General features: G+C 44.1%; 18 protein-coding genes. 14 read left to right on the top strand and 4 right to left on the bottom strand.

Annotated elements, in window-relative coordinates:
- Window positions 1-24: 24 nt before the first annotated feature.
- On the bottom strand, window positions 25-2,733 hold the full coding sequence (ppdK, locus tag CLV93_RS12035; RefSeq protein ID WP_106542445.1) for a pyruvate, phosphate dikinase: 2,709 nt from the start codon (window positions 2,731-2,733) through the stop codon (window positions 25-27).
- 637 nt (window positions 2,734-3,370) lie between these two features.
- Complete coding sequence (gene nagB, locus CLV93_RS12030) at window positions 3,371-4,204, bottom strand: glucosamine-6-phosphate deaminase (RefSeq protein WP_106542444.1); 834 nt, start codon at window positions 4,202-4,204, stop codon at window positions 3,371-3,373.
- A 142-nt stretch (window positions 4,205-4,346) separates the two neighbouring features.
- Here nagB and CLV93_RS12025 point away from each other — a divergent pair, with 142 nt between their 5' ends.
- The 14 genes from CLV93_RS12025 (at window position 4,347) to CLV93_RS11960 (ending at window position 17,972) form a co-directional block, all read left to right on the top strand.
- The gene (locus tag CLV93_RS12025) at window positions 4,347-4,688 is read left to right on the top strand and encodes a phage holin family protein (protein ID WP_106542443.1); all 342 of its coding nucleotides are present in this window, start codon (window positions 4,347-4,349) and stop codon (window positions 4,686-4,688) included.
- A 103-nt stretch (window positions 4,689-4,791) separates the two neighbouring features.
- On the top strand, window positions 4,792-5,688 hold the full coding sequence (locus CLV93_RS12020; protein ID WP_106542442.1) for a DMT family transporter: 897 nt from the start codon (window positions 4,792-4,794) through the stop codon (window positions 5,686-5,688).
- 190 nt (window positions 5,689-5,878) lie between these two features.
- Entirely contained in the window at window positions 5,879-6,478 is a 600-nt protein-coding gene (locus CLV93_RS12015) for a TetR/AcrR family transcriptional regulator (RefSeq protein ID WP_170108931.1), read from the top strand.
- A 75-nt stretch (window positions 6,479-6,553) separates the two neighbouring features.
- Entirely contained in the window at window positions 6,554-7,306 is a 753-nt protein-coding gene (locus tag CLV93_RS12010; RefSeq protein ID WP_106542440.1) for an outer membrane lipoprotein-sorting protein, read from the top strand.
- A 44-nt stretch (window positions 7,307-7,350) separates the two neighbouring features.
- On the top strand, window positions 7,351-8,571 hold the full coding sequence (locus CLV93_RS12005) for an ABC transporter permease (RefSeq protein ID WP_106542439.1): 1,221 nt from the start codon (window positions 7,351-7,353) through the stop codon (window positions 8,569-8,571).
- Between the two features lie 25 nt (window positions 8,572-8,596).
- Entirely contained in the window at window positions 8,597-9,814 is a 1,218-nt protein-coding gene (locus CLV93_RS12000; RefSeq protein ID WP_106542438.1) for an ABC transporter permease, read from the top strand.
- A gap of 31 nt (window positions 9,815-9,845) precedes the next feature.
- Window positions 9,846-10,559: an ABC transporter ATP-binding protein gene (locus CLV93_RS11995; RefSeq protein WP_106542437.1), complete on the top strand. Its 714-nt coding sequence runs from the start codon at window positions 9,846-9,848 to the stop codon at window positions 10,557-10,559.
- A gap of 29 nt (window positions 10,560-10,588) precedes the next feature.
- On the top strand, window positions 10,589-11,782 hold the full coding sequence (locus CLV93_RS11990) for a hypothetical protein (protein ID WP_106542436.1): 1,194 nt from the start codon (window positions 10,589-10,591) through the stop codon (window positions 11,780-11,782).
- Window positions 11,783-12,051: 269 nt separating this feature from the next.
- On the top strand, window positions 12,052-13,248 hold the full coding sequence (locus CLV93_RS11985; RefSeq protein ID WP_106542435.1) for a DegT/DnrJ/EryC1/StrS family aminotransferase: 1,197 nt from the start codon (window positions 12,052-12,054) through the stop codon (window positions 13,246-13,248).
- A gap of 3 nt (window positions 13,249-13,251) precedes the next feature.
- Window positions 13,252-14,328, top strand: a complete 1,077-nt coding sequence (locus CLV93_RS11980; RefSeq protein ID WP_106542434.1) for an iron-containing alcohol dehydrogenase family protein — start codon at window positions 13,252-13,254, stop codon at window positions 14,326-14,328.
- A gap of 10 nt (window positions 14,329-14,338) precedes the next feature.
- Window positions 14,339-15,172 (top strand): 3-deoxy-8-phosphooctulonate synthase, encoded by an 834-nt coding sequence (kdsA, locus tag CLV93_RS11975; RefSeq protein ID WP_106542433.1) that lies wholly within the window; start codon window positions 14,339-14,341, stop codon window positions 15,170-15,172.
- Window positions 15,173-15,195: 23 nt separating this feature from the next.
- Window positions 15,196-16,221 carry a transaldolase family protein gene (locus CLV93_RS11970; protein WP_106542432.1) on the top strand — a complete coding sequence of 342 codons (1,026 nt, stop codon included), beginning with the start codon at window positions 15,196-15,198 and terminating at the stop codon, window positions 16,219-16,221.
- Between the two features lie 77 nt (window positions 16,222-16,298).
- On the top strand, window positions 16,299-16,838 hold the full coding sequence (locus CLV93_RS11965; protein ID WP_106542431.1) for a nitroreductase family protein: 540 nt from the start codon (window positions 16,299-16,301) through the stop codon (window positions 16,836-16,838).
- Between the two features lie 132 nt (window positions 16,839-16,970).
- Window positions 16,971-17,972, top strand: coding sequence for a helix-turn-helix domain-containing protein (locus CLV93_RS11960; RefSeq protein WP_106542430.1), 1,002 nt, complete (start codon window positions 16,971-16,973; stop codon window positions 17,970-17,972).
- Between the two features lie 144 nt (window positions 17,973-18,116).
- On the opposite strand, the gene CLV93_RS11955 is transcribed toward CLV93_RS11960, so the two are convergent.
- Window positions 18,117-18,497 (bottom strand): hypothetical protein, encoded by a 381-nt coding sequence (locus CLV93_RS11955; protein WP_106542429.1) that lies wholly within the window; start codon window positions 18,495-18,497, stop codon window positions 18,117-18,119.
- A gap of 421 nt (window positions 18,498-18,918) precedes the next feature.
- Window positions 18,919-20,553 (bottom strand): alkaline phosphatase family protein, encoded by a 1,635-nt coding sequence (locus tag CLV93_RS11950; protein WP_106542428.1) that lies wholly within the window; start codon window positions 20,551-20,553, stop codon window positions 18,919-18,921.
- Window positions 20,554-20,555: the final 2 nt, after the last annotated feature.

The following is a 20,555-nucleotide window of genomic DNA, read 5'->3' as shown; positions in this document are numbered from 1 at the left end:
TGAAAAGCAATATTTGATTATGCTTTATCCTTGTTTCAGGTTGGCCTGAGCTGCTGCCAGACGTGCAATCGGAACGCGATAAGGAGAACAACTTACATAATCGAGGCCTACACCGTTGCAGAACTCAACAGAGCTTGGTTCACCACCGTGCTCACCGCAGATACCTACTTTCAGTTTCGGGTTGGTTTCGCGACCGCGTTTGGTTGCCAAATCAACTAACTGTCCAACACCTTGTTGGTCGAGTACCTGGAACGGATCGTTTTTCAGGATACCTTTCTTGATGTAAATCGGCAGGAATTTACCGGCGTCATCGCGAGAGTAACCGAAGGTCATCTGGGTGAGGTCGTTGGTTCCGAATGAAAAGAACTCGGCAACGTCAGCAATCTCATCAGCAGTGAGAGCTGCACGAGGAACTTCAATCATAGTGCCCACTTTGTAATCGATACGAGCACCTTTTTCTTCGAATACTTTCTCTGCAACCTCGTTGATGATGTCAGCCTGCAGTTTCAGCTCTTTGATAGTACCTACCAGCGGAACCATAATTTCCGGGCGGGCATCAACACCTTTTGCTTTCAGGTTCAATGCTGCTTCGATGATAGCACGTGCCTGCATTTCGGTAATTTCCGGATAGGTATTACCTAAACGGCAACCACGGTGTCCGAGCATCGGGTTGAACTCTTCCAGTTCAGCTACTTTCGAACGAATAACATCGATGGCAACACCCATTTCGCTAGCCAGCTCTTTCTGGGTAGCCTGCTGATGAGGTACAAATTCGTGAAGCGGCGGGTCAAGTAACCGAACGGTTACTCCGTAACCAGCCATTGCTTCGAAGATACCTTCAAAGTCTTCGCGCTGATAGGGAAGCAGTTTGTCCAGTGCTTTGCGTCGTCCTTCTTCATCGGAAGCCAGAATCATTTCACGCATGGCTTTGATACGCTCTCCTTCGAAGAACATATGCTCGGTACGGCATAGACCGATACCCTGAGCTCCGAAGTTGCGGGCTACCTGGGCATCTTTTGGCGTGTCGGCGTTGGTGCGGACATGCATGCGGGTGAACTTGTCTGACAGGTCCATGATATGACCAAAATCTCCGCTCAAATCCGGATTTTTGGTAATTACTTTACCGTCATAAACTTCTCCAGTACTTCCGTTCAGGGAAATCCAGTCACCTTCTTTATATGTTTTTCCGTCAGCGACGAAAGAACGGGTTTTGTAGTCAATCTTAATACCTCCGGTACCTGAAACACAGCACTTACCCATACCACGGGCAACAACAGCTGCGTGAGAAGTCATACCACCGCGTGCGGTAAGAATACCACGGGCAACGTTCATACCTTCGAGATCCTCCGGAGAAGTCTCGATACGAACGAGAATTGAGTTCTCATATTTTTCAGCTTCATCAGCGAAGAAAACAACCTGACCGGTAGCCGCACCAGGAGATGCAGGAAGACCTTTAGCAATCACAGTTGCCTGCTCAAGAGCTTTCGTGTCGAAAATCGGGTGAAGAAGCTCATCCAGTTTGTTGGCTTCGAGACGAAGAATGGCTGTTTTTTCGTCAATTTTGCCTTCTTTCAGCATATCCATGGCGATTTTTACCATGGCAGCACCGGTGCGTTTACCGTTACGGGTTTGAAGCAACCAGAGTTTGCCTTCCTGGATAGTGAATTCCAGATCCTGCATATCCTGGTAGTGTTCTTCCAGTTTGTGCTGTGTTTCGTTCAGCTCTTTGTAAGCGGCTGGCATCGATTCTTCCAGAGAAGGGAATTTACTTACACGCTCTTCTTCGCTAATACCTGCCAGTTTTGCCCAACGCAGTGAGCCTTCTTTGGTAATTTGCTGCGGAGTACGGATACCGGCAACAACATCTTCACCCTGCGCATTGATAAGGTATTCACCGTTGAACAGGTCCTCGCCGGTTGCGGCATCACGGGTAAATGCTACACCTGTAGCTGAGTTATCACCCATGTTACCGAATACCATTGCCTGTACGTTAACAGCAGTTCCCCATTCTTCAGGAATGTTGTTCAAACGACGGTACAGTATGGCACGGTCGTTCATCCAGCTGTCGAATACAGCAGTAATGGCTCCCCAAAGTTGTTCCCACGGGTCGGTCGGGAATTCTTTCCCGGTTTCGTTTTTGATAGCTTCTTTAAAACGAAGAACCAGAACCTTCAGGTCGTCAACGGTGAACTCGGTATCCTGCTCGATGCCTTTCTCTTCTTTCATCGCTTCAATGATTTCTTCGAAAGGATCGATATCTTCTTTATTTTTCGGTTTCAAATCCATCACCACGTCACCATACATCTGGATGAAGCGGCGGTATGAATCCCAACCAAAACGAGCATTACCGGTTTTCTTTGTCATTCCTTCCACAGCCATATCATTCAAACCGAGGTTGAGGATGGTGTCCATCATACCCGGCATGGAAGCCCTTGCTCCGGAACGAACAGAAACCAGACACGGATTTTCTTTGTCCCCGAATTTGGTTCCGGTCAATTCCTCGATATGTGCAACTGCATCTTTTACTTCATCGTTGATGAGTTTGAGTGCAGCATCACGACCTTCTTTGGTGTAAGTCGTACATACATCTGTGGTAATGGTAAAGCCCGGAGGAACTGGTACTCCAATCAGGTTCATTTCTGCCAGATTGGCTCCTTTACCTCCCAGTAAATTACGCATATCGGCACGACCCTCCGCCTGGCCGTTACCGAATTTGTATACATTCTTAGCCATAAAGTGTTGAATATTAATTCGAATTATCTATGATGAATTTGTTGCAAAACTAATCTTTATTTTCAATGGTAGATTATATCTAAACGTAAAACTATGTTCTTGGTTTGAACGAAATTCGGATCAGATTGGGGAACAGATTGTAAATAATATAATCTGTATACTGATAAGTTCATTCAAAATCTGGAAGTTAACATTTTTATTGGGGCATTAAAGGTAGCCAATAAATTTTGAACGAATTAATTCACAAACTGGCATTCTGCTGTGTTTTAAAACATGACTGTTATGGCTAAAAAAAAGAAAGTTGCCCGTCGGGGATTGACAGGCAACTGTTCATAAAAGACCAAGACAGATATGAGGAGGGATAATTACAGGTCACTTTTAATAACAGAACATAAAATTAAGAAATTTGTTTCAAACAACCGTTTTCAAATCTCTCTTTTTTAGTTGTTCTGTTTCTTGCTATAAATATATGAAATTATGATGTTCAATGCATCTAACGGATGAAAATTTATCGCGATTTTCAAATGTAATTTCCTTGTTGCTTTATTTAATTATCAGTATTTCAGTGTGTAGTGTATTTTTGTAGAGTGGTAATTTGTTGGACAATCACTCAGGTTAGAATGACTGGAAACTGGTTTTACCACCCTAAATTAACGTCTTTCTCCCAAATTGCATCAGGTGAAAGATTATTTTTTTCGATGTCTTTGAAGTGTTTGTAGGTTCCAACTTTTAGTTCAACCGTGGCATTTTCGTCACAAATAATGATGCCACGCGGATGAAGCTGCAAAGCAGTAATGGTCCACATATGATTGACTCCACCTTCGATAGCCTCGTGCAAGGCGCGGGCTTTGTTGTGTCCGGTGACCAGAACAAGTACCTCTTTTGCGTCCATCACAGTTCCCACACCAACGGTTAATGCTGATTTGGGTACTTTGTCAATGTCGTTGTCGAAAAAGCGGGAGTTGGCGACCAGTGTATCGTAATTCAGTTCTTTGTCTCGTGTCCGTGATGCCAAACTGGACCCCGGCTCATTAAAAGCAATATGTCCGTCAGCTCCAACGCCTCCCATAAATAGATCAATGCCGCCAACTGATTTTATTTTTTCCTCGTAGCGGGCACATTCGGCTTTTATATCTTCCGCATTTCCATTCAGAATATTGACATTTTTCTCTTGTATATCGATATGCTTGAAGAAGTTGGTCCACATAAAAGAGTGGTAACTTTCGGGATGTTCTTCCGGAAGCCCAACATATTCATCCATGTTAAATGTGACGACGTGTTGGAAAGAAACCTTTCCTGACTGATGCAACTTAATTAGTTCGCGGTAAGTGTTTAGTGGTGTGCTGCCTGTAGGGAGTCCCAACACAAAAGGTTTTTCTTCTGTAGGATTGGCCAGGTTGATTTTGCGAACAATGTAATTGGCAGCCCAGCGTGCTACATCATCAGGTGCCGGTTGAATGATTAGTCTCATAACAGATTGTTTCTTGAATCAGCTAACAAAATTAGGTGCAATTATTGGAAAAAGTGCTAATTAAATTTGCAAAAGCGGAACAAGCAAGATTTTTATAAAGAGTTTTACCAGAAAGCATTAATTTAACCCAAAAATTAGTCTTATGAATGTACTCGCTAAGATTCTAATCAATACCATTGCAGTACTGGTGGTTGCTTATATTCTCCCGGGAATTGAAATTAACAGTTTTTTCGATGGCCTGGTCGTGGCAGTTGTTCTGGCGCTATTGAACCTGCTGGTGAAACCTGTATTGGTTATCCTAACTCTTCCTTTGACAATTGTGACGCTCGGGATATTTTTGTTGATCCTGAATGGCCTAATCGTGATGTTGGCCGGTGCTTTGGTTGACGGATTTTACGTTTCCGGATTGTTTTGGGCCATCATTTTTAGTTTGTTGGTATCATTGGTTAATACCATACTGGGAGCGAAAGATCTGCGCAAGTAACCGAATTATTCTTACTTTCGGGGCTTCATAATAAAAAACCATTGCGATATAAGTGTAGGAGATAGGAAAAACCTGCCGTGTATTGATTGGATTGAGGATATAGATGCACTACATCGGGGAAATAGCTGGCATTGCTACTGCTATGTTTTGGACCGTCACGTCTATGGCATTTCAGGTGGCGACTCGAAAAGTCGGTTCGTTAAATGTCAATATTATACGGCTTTTTTTGGCGTTTATTTTTTATGTGTTGTACATGCGTATGAGCCGTGGTCTTTGGCTTCCTACAGATGCTTCTCCCGAAGCATGGAAGTGGTTGGGCATATCCGGTCTTATCGGTTTTGTGTTGGGAGATTTTTTCCTTTTTCAATCCTATGCTTTTGTCAGTGCACGGATTTCCATGTTGATGATGTCGCTGGCTCCACCGGTGGCTGCATTGCTCGGATACATTATTCTTGGCGAACAGTTTACTTTGCTGAATACGGTCGGCTTGCTCCTGGTACTCACTGGAATTGCTATGGTGATTCTCAATCGTGGTGATAAAAATGAGAGCAATCGTAGGTTTAAATATCCCATGAAAGGAATACTATTGGCGTTTGGAGGAGCAGTGGGACAGGGCTCTGGAGCGGTTCTTTCGAAATTTGGCATGGCGAGCTATGATGCATTTTCTGCCTCACAAATCCGGGTGATTGCTGGCGTATTGGGTTTTTCGCTCATTTTTACGCTAACGCGAAGATGGAAAGGCGTTTTTTCGACGATTAAAAACGTTAACGCCATGAAGCCTATTTTAATTGGCGCTTTTTTCGGGCCTTTCATTGGTGTCGGACTCAGTATGGTGGCTCTTCAACATACATCAGCCGGAATTGCGTCTACGTTGATGGCTACCGTTCCGGTTTTTATTCTTTTACCTTCAGTGCTTTTTTTCGGAGAGAAACTTACCTGGCGGGAAGTATTAGGCGCATTTATTACTGTTGGTGGCATCGCCGTTTTCTTCATTCGCTAGACTTTTCCAGTCTTTTTTCTGATTTTTTTTATGACGGAACAGTTCTGTTTACTGACCTTTCGTTGTTTTTTCTTTCTCGCTTTCAATTTTTTATTATTAAAAAACTTGACAAATCTATTTTTTTGTTTTTAACTTTGACCGTTCGTTCAGTCAAAAAATGACTGTGCGTTCAGTCATAAAAAAGAATGCTATGCCACGTACGCCCGAACAATATGAACAGATGCGTCAGGAGAAGAGACGCAAAATAATGGATGTGGCCCTGGAATTGTTTGCCAGCGAAGGATATCATGCCTCTTCGGTTGCCAAAATTGCTGAGAAAGCTGACATCTCGAAAGGTTTACTGTACAACTATTTCGAGAGTAAGGACGATTTGCTGAAAGAGATTGCCCAGGTTGGTTTTCAGGAAATATATGAGAATTTGGACATCAATCACGACGGCGTTCTTACCGAAGATGAGTTCGTATATTTTATCGATCGGCTTATTGAAAGCATCAATAACAACAGGGAGTTTTGGTTATTTTATATTCACATTCTGATGCAACCGCATGTGGTTGAGTTTGTCGAAAATCAGCTGAAAGAAAGCTCCCGACCTGTTGTTCAAATATTATTGAGTTACCTGGAGGAAGAAGGTTATGAGGAACCGATTGAAGAGTTGTTCTTTCTGTCATCAACTCTAAAGGGAGCTACTCTTCAATTGTTGTTTAGCCCGATAGATTTTGACATCACTCCGGTACGAAACCGCATCGTTAAGCTTTACGCTAAGAACGCAGCAGTTCATCATAAAACCTAATCGGAAACAGTGATGTATTTTTCCCGGAAGGGAATTTAGATAGAACACATCTTCAGACTATAAATTGACTGAATCATGAAAACAAAAAAGGTAATCGTATTTCTTCTGGTTATGGCGTTCGGCAGTCTGACCGCACAAGCTCAGGATGCACAGGAAATTGTTAAAAAGGCCAACGATCTTCTTCGTGGACAGTCGAACGAATCGGTGATGACCATGAAGATTATCCGGCCCAAATGGGAACGAACGCTAAAATTCAAAGGCTGGTCGAAAGGGAATGAGTATTCGCTTATTTATGTTCTCGAACCGGCGAAGGAAAAAGGTCAGGTTTTCCTGAAAAGAGATAAGGAAATTTGGAACTGGGTACCGTCCATCGAGCGGATGATTAAGATTCCGCCGAGCATGATGATGCAATCGTGGATGGGGTCCGACCTGACGAACGACGACCTGGTGAAAGAGTCGTCGATTGTGGAAGACTATAACCAGAAGATCATCGGAGAAGAAAAAATCAACGGATATGATTGCTACAAAATTGAGTTGACGCCGAAAGAAGACGCTGCCGTTGTTTGGGGAAAAATTATTACCTGGATTAGCAAAGAGCACTACTACACGCTGAAAAACGAGTATTACGACGAAGATGGTTACCTGGTAAATGTTGAGACCTTGTCGAAGATTAAAAAGATGGGGGATCGTACGTTGCCTACTTATTACGAAATCGTTCCGGTTGATAAGAAAGGGCATAAAACCACCATGGAATTCAACGAGGTGAAATTCAATATTCCTATCAAAGACAGCTTTTTCAGTATTCAGAATATGAAGCGGGTTCACTAAGAACAGCTGCCGGGGATTATTTAATCAGGTAAAAATACCAACGCATGAAAACAGATATAAAACTGGCCTGGCGCAATCTGTGGCGCAATAAGCGGAGGACCATCATCACCATCGCATCGATATTTTTCGGGGTGATTCTTTCCACTTACATGACCTCGATGCAGGAAGGTTCGTATGAAAAAATGGTTGAGAATGCTGTGCGGTTCTATTCAGGTCATATCCAGATACAAAATGAAGATTTCTGGGAGAATAAAACCATCAATAATACGTTCGAAGAGACCGATTCGCTGAAAACCAAAATTGCTTCGGTTCCCGGAATACAGTTGGTGGTTCCACGCCTGGAGTCGTTTGCTTTGGCTTCCAGTAAACAGCTGACCAAAGGAGCGATGGTGCTTGGAGTCGATCCGCAGAAAGAGGACCAACTGACTGAAATCAGCAAGAAGATGGTTCGGGGCAAATATTTAAAAAAAGGAAGTGACGGAATTCTGATGGGAGAAACGCTGGCCAAATATCTCCAGGTTGACGTCGGCGATACGCTGGTCTTACTGGGGCAAGGTTATCACGGAATTAATGCCGCCGGACTTTTTCCTATCCGGGGAATATTCAAGCACCCGTCGCCAACACTCGACCGCCAGTTGATTTACATGGATTTAGGAACAGCTCAGAATTTCTATTCTGCAGATCATTTACTGACTTCGCTGGCTATGTTGGTGAATGAAGCCGACGAAGTCCCGCATATCGTGAAGGAGCTAAAAGCAAAGATTCACAGTCCGTACCGAATTATGAGCTGGGACGAAATGCAACCGGAATTGGTACAGCAAATCAACGGAGACCGGGACAGTGGAGCTATCATGAAAATGATCCTGTTCCTCGTTATCGGGTTCGGTATTCTGGGAACCATTATTATGATGGTCGCTGAGCGAAGGCGCGAGTTTGGAGTCATGGTATCGGTGGGAATGCAGAAAATACGCTTGGCATGGATGCTGATTTATGAAACATTCATCATCGGATTGCTGGGAATTCTAAGCGGTTCGCTTGCGGCATTACCCATTTTGTACTACCAGTATTTCCACCCAATTAAATTAGGTGGACAAGCCGGCCAGATGATGGTCGATATGGGATTTGAACCCTATATGTATTTCTCTTTGGCACCAAAAGTATTCACGTTCCAGGTATTAATCATTTTCATCATCATTGTGGTGATCTCGATTTATCCATTTGTTAGTGCTTTGATACTGAAAGAAAACAAAGCCTTGCGGGCCTGATTGATTAACCGAAAAAATTACTGTCATGATTATACATGTAGCATGGAAAAATATCTGGCGGAATCCAACACGGAGCCTGGTGGTCATTTTGGCGATGGTGGTTGGAATGTTTGCCGGCATCTTCATGGTTAGCTTCGCCAAGGGAATGATGAAGGAGCGACTCAATCGCGGTATTGAAACAGAGGTGAGCCACATTCAGATTCATCATCCCAAATTTCGTGAGGCTGATGAACTAAAATACCAGATCAACGATGTCTTTCAGAAAACAAAAGACATTGAAAAAATTGAAGGTGTCAATGGTGTTAGCCCGCGAATTGTCGTTCAGGCAATGGTTGCTTCTGCCGAAACCGGTTCCGGAGTGAAATTGATTGGAACCAATCCAGACAGAGAAAAAACAGTTTCGAACTTGTACACTTATATCAAAAAAGGAAAATGGTTCGAAGGAATCTCTCGTAATCCTGTGGTTATCGGACAAAAACTGGCTGAGAAGCTGAATGTACATGTCCGTTCCAAAATTGTTCTCACTTTCCAGGATGATGAAGGAAACATTACAAGCGGCGCTTTTCGGATTGCCGGGATTTACCAAACTGTTAATACCAGCTTCGATGAGACACACGTTTATGTTCGCTTCAAGGACCTGGATCAACTAGCTGCATTACCTCAGGGAGCCGCCCAGGAAATAGCCGTCCATCTTTCCAGTCAGAAATATCTGAACCAGGTAAAGAACAAGTTGAGCGACATGTATCCCAATCTGGAGGTATTGACGTGGAAGAAGCTGAATCCGGAATTTGGTTACATCAATGATGTGTACGATTACTACTTGTATGTTTTCATCATCATTATTTTGCTGGCGCTTGGTTTTGGTATTGTGAATACCATTTTGATGGCGATTCTGGAAAGAGTGAAAGAGCTGGGAATGCTGATGGCAATTGGGATGAAAAAAGGACGGGTATTTCGGATGATCATGTGGGAATCGGTGATGATGAGCATTATTGGCGGCACGATCGGGGTAGGTATCGGCCTGTTGGTCACTATCTGGACCAATCATACCGGTATCAGTTTCGACAGTTACAAAACCGGTTTTGAAGCGTTGGGTTACGGAACAACGGTCCATCCGATTATCGACTGGGGTATTACGATTAATGTGATGATACTGGTTTTTGTCACCGGAATTGTGGCGGCCATCTATCCGGCACTAAAAGCGTTAAAACTGAATCCGGCGGAAGCCTTACGAACTGAATAATCTCCAAAACAATAGTAAAATATGTCAAGCCATGTCAATTATAACAATAAATGATTTGCATAAAGTTTACGATGGAACCCAGGTTGAGGTCCATGCGGTAAACGGAGTTACCCTGAACATCGAAGAAGGTGAATTTTCGGCATTGGTCGGGCCTTCCGGTTCAGGAAAAACGACCCTGATGAATATGCTTGGTGGGCTCGATCGTCCTACCTCGGGGCAGGTTTTGATTAACGGAACCGATTTGAGCCAACTGAAAGATTCGGAATTGATTGATTTCCGTCTCCATCACATTGGTTTTGTCTTTCAGTCGTATAACTTGATTCCGGTGTTAACGGCTCTGGAAAACGTCGAGTTTATTATGCACTTGCAGGGAGTTCCGAGTGCTGAACGACATGCGCGTGCCAGGGAATTACTGGAAGCGGTAGGACTGGGAGACCGTTTGAATAGTCGTCCCGGACAGCTTTCCGGCGGACAGCAGCAACGTGTCGCTGTAGCCCGGGCACTTGCTTCTAAGCCCCGCTATGTGCTGGCCGATGAACCGACGGCTAATCTTGACTCTCATTCTACCGAGAATCTGCTGGATATAATGGAAGAGTTGAACCACAAAGAAAATATCACCTTTGTGTTTTCAACGCACGATGCCCGCGTAGTGAAAAAGGCGCACCGCGTAATTGTCCTCGAAGATGGTAAAGTGATTTCGGACGAAGTGAGGGAAAAAGTGGGAGCAAGCAATTCGAACGAGTAAATGGCCAACATTTTAAAAGGGTAGATGAAATGTTGTTAAGGAGATTTTTTAAATATCTGGTATTAATCGCGCTGGTTGGCATTATTGGAAAGGTGTCAGCTCAGGACAGTAAACTTGCCTTCAACGGATACATAAAGGATATGCAAACCTTTTATAATCTGAAGACACCGGTTACACTTGGCCCGAATCAGACGTTCGATAATATTACCTACAACTTGCTGCACAACCGGTTGAATTTTAAGTGGTACACCAATTCGTGGCTAACCACCACTTTTGAGTTTCGCAATCGGTTGTTTTCCGGAAAATTTATTAATGATTATCCGGAATATGCCAGCATGATTGAAAAGGACAATGGATGGATGGATTTGTCGTGGAACTGGGCTACCGGGAAAGGCTGGTTTGTGAATACGACGATTGACCGGATTTATTTCGATATGAATTTTAATAAGTGGAATGTTCGTGTCGGCCGGCAACGTATCAACTGGGGAATCAACCTGGTATGGAATCCAAACGATGTGTTCAATGCTTTCGACTATTTTGATTTCGATTACGAAGAACGGCCTGGAACGGATGCAATTAAAATTACCCGTTACACCGGGGTAATGTCCTCAGCAGAGTTGGTCTACAAAGGAGGTCGTAACAGCGATCAAATGGCACTGGCGGGGCGTTACCGTTTCAATCTACATAACTACGATTTTCAGATCATCGGTGGCTGGGTTGGTACGGACTGGATTGTCGGAACCGGTTGGGCCGGCGATATTCACGGAGCTGGTTTTCGGGGTGAAATCACACATTTTGAACCGTTGCCCGACAAGAAGGATGTCTCGTTCGCATCGACAGTAGCTTCCGTATCGGCTGATTATACGTTTACCAACAGTCTCTATATTCACAGCAGTGTTCTTTACAATAGCCATGGTACAAACGGACCGGCCGGCGGGATGAATTACCTGATGAACGCCAACCTGTCTGCAAAAATGTTGTCGCTGGCTAAATGGTCACTTTTTGGACAGGTCAGTTATCCGGTAACTCCGCTCATCAATGCCGATTTTTCTTCGATTGTTAATCCGGGCGATGGCTCATTCTATCTTGGACCTGGCGTGACGCTTTCCATTACTGATAACCTGGATTTCTTTGTTATGGGACAGCTGTTTGAGGGCAATTCAGGAACAGAGTTTGGCGATTATGGAAAGGCATGGTTTGCCCGTTTGAAATGGAGTTTTTGACCTTCTAATTATAAGTCAATCATGGAAGTTGGAGGGAAAATATCTTCGTGGTATTTCCCTCTTTTATGTTATATAATCGTCGCCGGAAAAAAATAAGTTGGAGGCTTTCCTATCAAAAATATGTTAGTTAATTTTAGAGAGACCAAAATCCACGTTTCATGATGCAATTATTTACTTTCATTTCTACTTAAATAGCAAAGCATCCCCTTTGTTGTAATCCTGGAATTTCTGAACAATCTTTAAATAAAATAATCTAAAACATAATTATTATGGCCGGAACGGAACTTTTCGGTGCGGAGGAGAAAAAAGAGGTTATGGATGTGCTGGAGACAGGCATTCTCTTTCGCTATAATCACGATGACCAACGGAAAAATATCTGGAAAGCAAAAACATTTGAGCAGGAGTTCGCCAAATATCTGGGGAGCAAGCACGCCCATTTCTGTTCCAGCGGGACCGCGGCTGATGCCATCTCGCTGGCAGTAAGCGGTATCGGTGTTGGCGACGAGGTAATTGTGCCTCCATATACGTTTATAGCACCTATAGAAGCGGTGTTGATGGCCGGTGGTGTTCCTGTATTTGCTGATATTGACGAGACTTTGTGTTTGAGTCCCGAAGCAATTGAGAAAGCTATTACGCCAAGAACCAAAGCCGTGTTACTCATCCAGGTTTTCGGGTCAATGGGGCGCATGGACGAAATCGTTGAGGTGTGTAAAAAACATAACCTGAAACTGATTGAAGATGCGGCTCCGGCATTAGGCGGAAGCTATAAAGGCAAAATGCTCGGAACATTTGGTGATGTTTCTGCGTTCTCATTTGACTTTTACAAGATCATCACTGCAGGTGAAGGTGGTGCTGTAGCCATGAATAGCGATGAGTTGTTTGAAAAAGCACACATGTACGCCGATCATGGACACGATCACATTGGGAATAACCGCGGCGCAGAGCAGCATCCGATACTCGGATTTAATTTCCGCGGATCGGAGCTACACGCAGCAGTTGCTTTGGCACAATTGCGTAAATTGCCATACATTATTGAACAGCAGCGGAAAAATCAGGCTGCATTGAAGGAAGTACTCGGTGAGTTCGACGAAATTCAACTCAGAGAAGTGCCTGATCCGGAAGGCGATTCAGCTACTTTCCTGAGCTTCTTCCTGCCGGATGCAGCAAAAGCACGCGCTGTATTCGACGCGATTCAGGTGCAGGGAATTGGTTCGGCTTACTGGTATCAGAACAATTTCCATTATCACAGACAATGGGAGCATCTGAAAAAGCTGAAATCGATTTATCCGCTGCCGTTGACTGCTGTGGATAATGTGCCCGATTACGAGAATCTCTCATTACCTGGAACGGATGCCATTATGGAACGTCTGGTAATGATTCAGATTATGGTGAACTGGAGTGATGAAAAAGTAAAAGAGTTGCAAGCGAAACTAAGAACTGCACTGCAAAGCGCACTAAACAAATAATGGATGCTCAGGAATTATAAAGCCGTTGGCCGTGTACTTTACGGCCGGAACGCATTTGCTCAGTTAGATGATATCTTCGAACCGCTTCGAGTTGACGCTGGTTCCTATGTTCTTTTTCTGCTCGACGAATATTTCGAAGGGAAAGACCTGGTGAAAAGAATTCCAATGAAAAATGGGGATTTGATCCGCTTTATGGATGTAACTGACGAGCCAAAAACAAAAGTGGTGGATGCTTTGGTTGAAGAGGTGATGAACGAGAAGGGGATGGCTCCTGTTTCGGTTGTCGGAATCGGCGGCGGAAGCGTGATGGACTATGCCAAAGCGACCCGTCTCATGTTTACCAATCCCGGTTCATCTGCCCGTTACCAGGGCTTGGACCTGATTAAAAACAAAGGTGTTCATTGTACGGTGGTACCGACCATTTCAGGAACCGGTGCCGAAGTTTCGATGACGACCGTTTTAACTGGTCCGGAAAAGAAGCTGGGAATTAAAGGCGATTTTACTCCGGCTGACCAGGTCGTACTTGATCCGGATCTGATTAGTTCAGTTCCCGATCCGCAGCATTTCTACACTGCGATGGATTGTTACATTCATAATGTGGAGGCACTGAACGGAAACCGGAAAACAGTCATGGGAGCTTCTCTTGGTCGTGAGTCGTTACAACTATGTCAGGAAATTTTCCTTTCGGGAAATAGCCGCACACCGGAAAATGATGAAAAACTGATGGTCGCCTCTTATCTGGGTGGACTCTCGCTAACTTATTCCGAAGTGGGGGCCTGCCATGCTATTTCGTATGGATTGGCTACCGTAACCGGAATTCACCACGGAATCGGAAACTGTATTGTTTTCAACCAGCTGGATGAGTTCTATCCGGAGGAAGTGAAAGAATTCCGCAAGATGATGGAGATAAACAAAGTGGATCTGCCGAAAGGTGTCTTAAAAGATTATTCTTCCGAAGATATCGAGAAGATGGTGGATGTGGCTCTGACATTGACTTTCATGTGGGCGCACGTGGCTGGTCCCGAGTGGGAAAAAGTAATTACCCGCGAAAAACTCAGGGATTTATACATGAAAATGTAAATTTGGTACCATGGATAAGAAAATAGTACACGTTGGTGATATTGCCTGTGGCTCCGATAAATTGTTTCTAATTGCCGGACCATGCGTGGTGGAAGACGTCAAAACAATGATGGTCACAGCTGAATTTCTGGTTGACCTGTCACAGAAACTGAACATTCCGCTCGTATTCAAATCGTCTTTCCAGAAAGACAACCGGAGTTCGCTCGAATTTTATTCAGGACCGGGAATGGAACGTGGCCTCGAAATTCTTCGGAAAATAAAGGAACAGTTCCAGGTGCCTATCATTACCGATGTGCATTATCCGGAACAAATAAAAATGGCGGCCGATGTGGTCGATATCATTCAGATTCCGGCCTACCTCTGCATGCAGAGCACGATGGTTGTCGAGGCAGCCAAAACCGGAAAGGTGATTAACATTAAACATGGACAGTTTCTGGCGCCTGAAAACATGATCAAACCGGTTGAAAAGGCGGTGGGTTCCGGAAACGATCAGATTTTGCTGACGGAACGCGGTTACACTTTCGGCTACAACGATTTGGTTGTTGACCCGAGGAGTTTCTATCATCTCCGTCAAACTGGATACCCGGTTATTTTCGACGTAACTCACTCCATCCGTAAATATGGAATCCCAAGTGCCGATCCGGCAGGTGGTTCAAGGGAATTTATTCCTACATTGGCACGGGCTGGTGTTGCTGCAGGTATCGATGGTCTCTTCCTCGAAACCCATCCTGATCCCTCGAGAGCGTTATGTGACGCTGCCAGTCAGATGTGTATCGATGATGTGGAATCGTTCCTGAAGCCGCTCATCGAGTTCCATGATCTGGAAGTAAAATATCGTGATTAATTAAACAAATAAACTCGCAAAGAATGGAATTTTTCCTTGACTCAGCCAACTTCGAAGAAATTGAAGAAGCGCTCAAGCTTGGATTCATCGATGGCGTTACAACCACCCCGACTTTCATGCACCTGAATGGCCTGACAGACGTTGACGGCGCCATTGTGAAATTGTCGAAAATGGTGCCGGTACTGATGATTGAGGCGCTTGGCGAAAAGGCTGAAGATATTGTCGCAGAGGCTCACAGGCAATTGGCACTGGGGCTAGACAAAAAGAAAACTGTTTTTAAGATTCCGGTTTCGATGGAAGGAATCCGCGCTTGCAAAATGTTGCGCGACGAAGATATCATGGTGAACATTCACCTTGTTTATAATATTCAACAAGCGTTGCTGGCACTTACTGCCGGCGCTAATTACGTATGTGTTTTGGTTGGCCGGATGCAGGACCAGGGACATAATGCGTTGGAGCTGGTTGGGGATATCGTCGAAACCATTAATCATTATGGATATGATTCGAAGCTGATGTTTTCATCAGTGCGTCATGCTGAGCACATCCGCAATGCAATGTTGCTGGGAGCTCATAACATTACCATCCCGTGGAAGGTTATGAAGAAACTGGCTGATAACAATTTCACGAAAGTGGGAACAGACCAGTTTGTTGCCGATACCCGAATGATTACCATGCAGGTGAAAGAGGTGATTTCTGATCATAATCCGGTGATTGAGAAGTCTGCAATGGTGATGGAAGCCTTAATCAAAATGAGTGAGTCCGGTTTGGGTGCCGTTTCGGTAGTCGACAAAGACGGCAAACTGGAAGGTATTTTTACCGATGGTGATTTGCGTCGCCAGCTTCGCGATAATGGGCAGGATATCCTGCACGAGCAGATCGAAAAGCACATGACGGCAAATCCACTTTCCATCGATTCAAAGGCCATGCTGAAAGAAGCAGCTGGTCTGATCGAGGAAAGCCAGGTAGATAACCTTGTAGTTGTACAGGACGGCAAACCGGTCGGAATGCTCGATGTACAGGATTTAGTTAAGCTTGATTTACTGAAGTAATATAACTTACAAATGAGGGAAAAGCAGTTACCGGTTTTCGGAGCTGCTTTTCTTGTTTGTATCCAAATGGTTTCGATATGAATTTTCTGCAGCTGGTAACCCAACGCCAAAGCGATCGTTCTTACACCGATAAGCCCGTCGAACCGGAGAAGCTGGAACGGATTCTGGAGTGTGCCCGGTTGGCTCCATCGGCCTGCAATGCGCAACCCTGGCATTTAATTGTGGTTGATGATGAAGACAAACGGCATAAAATTGCTGAAGCCGCATCGAGTCGCGCATTGGGAATGAACCATTTTTCATGGCAGGCACCGGTTTCAATCGTTATCGTAGAAGAGAAGCCAAACTTTACTTCCAAAGCCGGTGGGTGGATAAAAAAGAAGCATTTCCCGCTGATGGATATCGGAATTGTTGCAGAACATATTTGTCTGGCCGCAGCCGCGGAAGGAATGGGAAGCTGTATGATTGGCTGGTTTAATGAAGCCAAAGTTCGTAATACACTGGGAGTTCCGGACAGTAAACGTATTCCGTTAATCATAACTTTAGGATATACAGATAAACCTCTTCGGAAAAAGCTGAGAAAAAATGCGGAGGAGATTATTACCAGAAATCACTATTAATCATTAAATTGACATAAGAGGATGATTTGTTATTAAACATATGCAGATATTCTTCTAATTATATACAGTATATTGCATAAGTCATAAACCTTTTAGGTTTCATGAGTGTTTTCTATCAAAAATGGATGAATAATGAACTTCCGTATTCAATCGACAAAGCTTAGCGACTGGTTAAGCGATTTTGCCAAGCAGACCGGTGGTGAAATAAAAGGAAACAAGGTTATTATCCCTCAATCGATGGGTGAAGGCTTCTTTGAACTGGTGGAATTTACTCCTTCGTTCTATGCAGCCATTACTGAGTTGAAACTGAAGGAACCTGTCCCTTCCATTTTATTAAAGGTCCCGTCTTTTATGGAAGGATACTTTCAGATTCATCTTTTCAATCAAAAGGATCAGTCGACACTGTTTTACAACGATCATAGACTCGGACCAAATATGGTTGCCACCAACGGGGTTTTCTTTGGATCGGCAGAGCAAAGCAGGTTGCTGGGCTTCGAGGTTGGAAAAACGACTTCGGTAGTAACCCTGCTGTTTTCTTCACCTTCGGTGCGCGAATTCTTTCCGGACATTGATAATGAATACTTGGAAGGCGTTTTCTATTCAGGGCGCCCGTTCCTGTTGCAGCATCCGATTACACCCGATTTGCAAAAAATAGCGGCCAAACTCATTTCTCCATCGGTAAATTCTTCCGTAAGGGGAATATTCCTCCATGGAAAATCTCTAGAGTTTATCAGCTTGTTGCTGGATAGCCTGGAGGAAAAATACCAGGGGAAATTTGAATTTACAGCCAAGCCCGACGATATTACCCGCATACTTCAGGTGCGTGAACAAATTCTGTCTGATTTGAATGCACATCCCGGTATTCCGGAGTTGGCATCCATTGCCGTGATGAGTGAGAGCAAACTGCACAAAACCTTTAAGCAGGTATTCGGAAAATCGGTGTATCAATACAGGTTGGAAGCGCGGATGGAAGTGGCCCGCCTGCAATTAATTTCGCGTGAATACTCGGTGAAGGAAGTTGGATATTCGCTGGGATATTCAAACATCAGTCAGTTTATTAAAGCATTTAAGAAAGCTTACGGAAAAACGCCGAAAAGCTATTTGAAAGAATATTCGCTGGAAAGCGGAGAATAAAAAACAAAAAAGAGGATGATCAAATGACCATCCTCTTTTTTTACAGCCCTAATCGTTTTAAATATCTCTAAGAATATTGCTGTAAAGTTACGTGTCAGTCTGGTTAAAAGGACTGAACGTCTGTTAATAAAAAGAAAATCTACCTCACAGGCGGTAGGGAAGAAATGCTCTTTCCAGTTCGTCCATCTTCATCGAAGCATCTTTCATCATCAGGTTAATGTTTTCGTGCGAATCAAAATCCTGGTGGGTTTCACTGATTGGATAATCTGGTGCGTGTGACGGAATTTGCTCTTCCTGTACCTTGATTTCATTTAAAACATCGATTAAATCATTGCGCAGACTGTGAAATGCCAATTCCAGCTCCAATAGATTTTGCTCGTGTTTCCACTCAGGTGATGCCGCCTTCAACTCCTTAATCCGGGATTGGTATAAACGGATTTTGTTCCGTAAAAATGCAATCCGGTTTTTCCACATTTTGTAGTCAAAATCGATATCCGGTATCGATATGGTTCCGGCATGTGTCATGTGAATAATTTTAAGTTAATAATTGAATTTGTAAATAGTCGTAATATGATAGACACAGGCGTTGAGAAAAGCGAAGGATTCCCACTCAATTGCCGTTAGATGGCGTGAAATTACAGTCTGAAACAGATTTCCGGTCGCTCATGTATTCCTGAATAAATCAGGTAAGCAAATCATTAAAATACAGGATAAAAGTTTGGTCGTTGGCTTGTTGTTTGCAAACAGTTGATGATACTTCCTTTTTCTTTTTTCTCTTCACCATGCCATGCAACTTTCTAAATTACAGAATAATCCGAAATAAATCAAGTTGTGGCCTGTTGATTAACAGTTGTTTAACGTTCGAGTGGGAATTTCTTAAGATGAAGTAGCAAAAAAGAAGCCGGTATTTATGTGCCGGCTTAATAAGTTTACGTTGAGTTGAATACTACTTTCTGACATTGATAATGCTGCCTCTGGCTGCATTGGGAGGCATAATTCCGAGGAAATCAGCCAGTGTTGGAACCACATCCATAATATTGGTGCGTTGGTTCAGTGTTCCGTGTTTTACATGCCCACCCCAAAATATTAAAGGGACCTGGCTATTTTCGGTGTAATCGATGCGGCGGTATTTTTCTTTGGGTTGCCAACCTTCCTCAAACCGAAGAAGCACGTCTCCTGAGCGTTTGGGATTGTAGCTATTTTGGAATGGAGCGAATGCACTTCCCAGTAAGTTGACCGATTCGAGGTCGGATGCTGCGCGGCAACTGGCCACTCCCTGAAATTGGTTTAAGAAAGTAGCTGCGTCTTTTTGCATGGCAGCCAAATCGATATTTCGCTCGCTAATGAGATCACGATCGAAGTAAACCTGCTGGTTCATGTAGGTCTCCACATAGTTGCCTTGCCCGTATTTAATGTTGAGATAGGCTTTCAATAGTGCAACGGCTCCTTCCGGATTGAAGGTTCCAGCCTGCATATGAAATTCTTCTTTGAGATAAGAAGAAGGATACGATGCGCTGGACGTTCCGGTCAAAAACACAACGACATTGTCCTTACCAACTGTTCTGTCAAGGTAATTCAGCAGGTGCGCAATATTCTGATCCATTCTCAGGTACGTATCTTCCATTTCAACAGAAGCCGGACCAAATGAATTCCGTTCGTAGTCCATCGAAGAGAACGTTACGGTTAGCATATCGGGGACACTGTCCTGTCCAAGTCCTTCGTTGGCAATGAGTGAAGTGGCAAAGTCCGAAACCATCAGATTCCCGAAAGGAGTGGTTTTTAACACGCGGTAATCGCCTGAACGTTTTTGAATTTTGGAAAGATCGTAGGGGAATGTATTCCATTTATCGTAATAACCGGGCTCAAGAATGTAATTGTCCGAAATACTTTCGGTGTAATTTGAAATGGGGTACAAGGTCTCCCATTTCCGGCTGAGATAATCGTCAGCCAGTTTTTGACTATTGAAGTTGAAAGCCCAGTCGGGGAAATTCTCTACATAGTACGAACTGGAAATCATATTGCCACTCTCCGTGTCGAACCAGTAAGCTCCGTCGCCTGAATGACCCGCCGAAAAAATAGCAGCCGGGGCATTCAATGCCACGCTGTAAACTTTAGCTTTCCCGTTCGTCATTATTTTCAGGGCATCACCAATGGTTGGCGTCATCAGCTTCATGGCTGAACGGTCGCCTTGCGCACTGTTCGAACCAACCGTGGTGTAATAGTCGTCGTGTGTGCAGTTGATTACTTTCTTCTTCAACCGGTCGATCCACTGATCGTTCACAATTCCGTTTAACGATGGAGCGGCACCGGTAAAAAGTGTGGCCATTCCAACGGACGGGCGCTGAATAAGATTATCGATGTGATTGTTCCGGCAAACAAATCCCTGGTTGACCAGTCGTCGAAAACCATCTGTCCGGAACTTATCCCAATAACGGTCGATGTAATCGGGCCGGATGTCTTCTACTACAATTCCCACCACCAGTTTGGGACGATAGGTTTTTCCGTTTGCATGCGACTGTGCATGCAGCAGGACGGGACTTAATATGCCCAGGAGAAAGATTGCGAAACGTTTGGTGTACATTA

The sequence above is a fragment of the Prolixibacter denitrificans genome (genome assembly GCF_003014495.1).
Taxonomy (GTDB): Bacteria; Bacteroidota; Bacteroidia; order Bacteroidales; family Prolixibacteraceae; genus Prolixibacter; species Prolixibacter denitrificans.
This window is presented reverse-complemented; position numbering and strand designations above follow the sequence as displayed.

Coding starts and splice junctions, on each gene's coding strand:
- ppdK (WP_106542445.1), bottom strand. CDS start 2,733: ATGGCTAAGAATGTATACAAATTCGGTAACGGCCAGGCGGAGGGTCGT.
- nagB (WP_106542444.1), bottom strand. CDS start 4,204: ATGAGACTAATCATTCAACCGGCACCTGATGATGTAGCACGCTGGGCT.
- CLV93_RS12025 (WP_106542443.1), top strand. CDS start 4,347: ATGAATGTACTCGCTAAGATTCTAATCAATACCATTGCAGTACTGGTG.
- CLV93_RS12020 (WP_106542442.1), top strand. CDS start 4,792: ATGCACTACATCGGGGAAATAGCTGGCATTGCTACTGCTATGTTTTGG.
- CLV93_RS12015 (WP_170108931.1), top strand. CDS start 5,879: ATGCCACGTACGCCCGAACAATATGAACAGATGCGTCAGGAGAAGAGA.
- CLV93_RS12010 (WP_106542440.1), top strand. CDS start 6,554: ATGAAAACAAAAAAGGTAATCGTATTTCTTCTGGTTATGGCGTTCGGC.
- CLV93_RS12005 (WP_106542439.1), top strand. CDS start 7,351: ATGAAAACAGATATAAAACTGGCCTGGCGCAATCTGTGGCGCAATAAG.
- CLV93_RS12000 (WP_106542438.1), top strand. CDS start 8,597: ATGATTATACATGTAGCATGGAAAAATATCTGGCGGAATCCAACACGG.
- CLV93_RS11995 (WP_106542437.1), top strand. CDS start 9,846: ATGTCAATTATAACAATAAATGATTTGCATAAAGTTTACGATGGAACC.
- CLV93_RS11990 (WP_106542436.1), top strand. CDS start 10,589: ATGTTGTTAAGGAGATTTTTTAAATATCTGGTATTAATCGCGCTGGTT.
- CLV93_RS11985 (WP_106542435.1), top strand. CDS start 12,052: ATGGCCGGAACGGAACTTTTCGGTGCGGAGGAGAAAAAAGAGGTTATG.
- CLV93_RS11980 (WP_106542434.1), top strand. CDS start 13,252: ATGCTCAGGAATTATAAAGCCGTTGGCCGTGTACTTTACGGCCGGAAC.
- kdsA (WP_106542433.1), top strand. CDS start 14,339: ATGGATAAGAAAATAGTACACGTTGGTGATATTGCCTGTGGCTCCGAT.
- CLV93_RS11970 (WP_106542432.1), top strand. CDS start 15,196: ATGGAATTTTTCCTTGACTCAGCCAACTTCGAAGAAATTGAAGAAGCG.
- CLV93_RS11965 (WP_106542431.1), top strand. CDS start 16,299: ATGAATTTTCTGCAGCTGGTAACCCAACGCCAAAGCGATCGTTCTTAC.
- CLV93_RS11960 (WP_106542430.1), top strand. CDS start 16,971: ATGAACTTCCGTATTCAATCGACAAAGCTTAGCGACTGGTTAAGCGAT.
- CLV93_RS11955 (WP_106542429.1), bottom strand. CDS start 18,497: ATGACACATGCCGGAACCATATCGATACCGGATATCGATTTTGACTAC.
- CLV93_RS11950 (WP_106542428.1), bottom strand. CDS start 20,553: ATGTACACCAAACGTTTCGCAATCTTTCTCCTGGGCATATTAAGTCCC.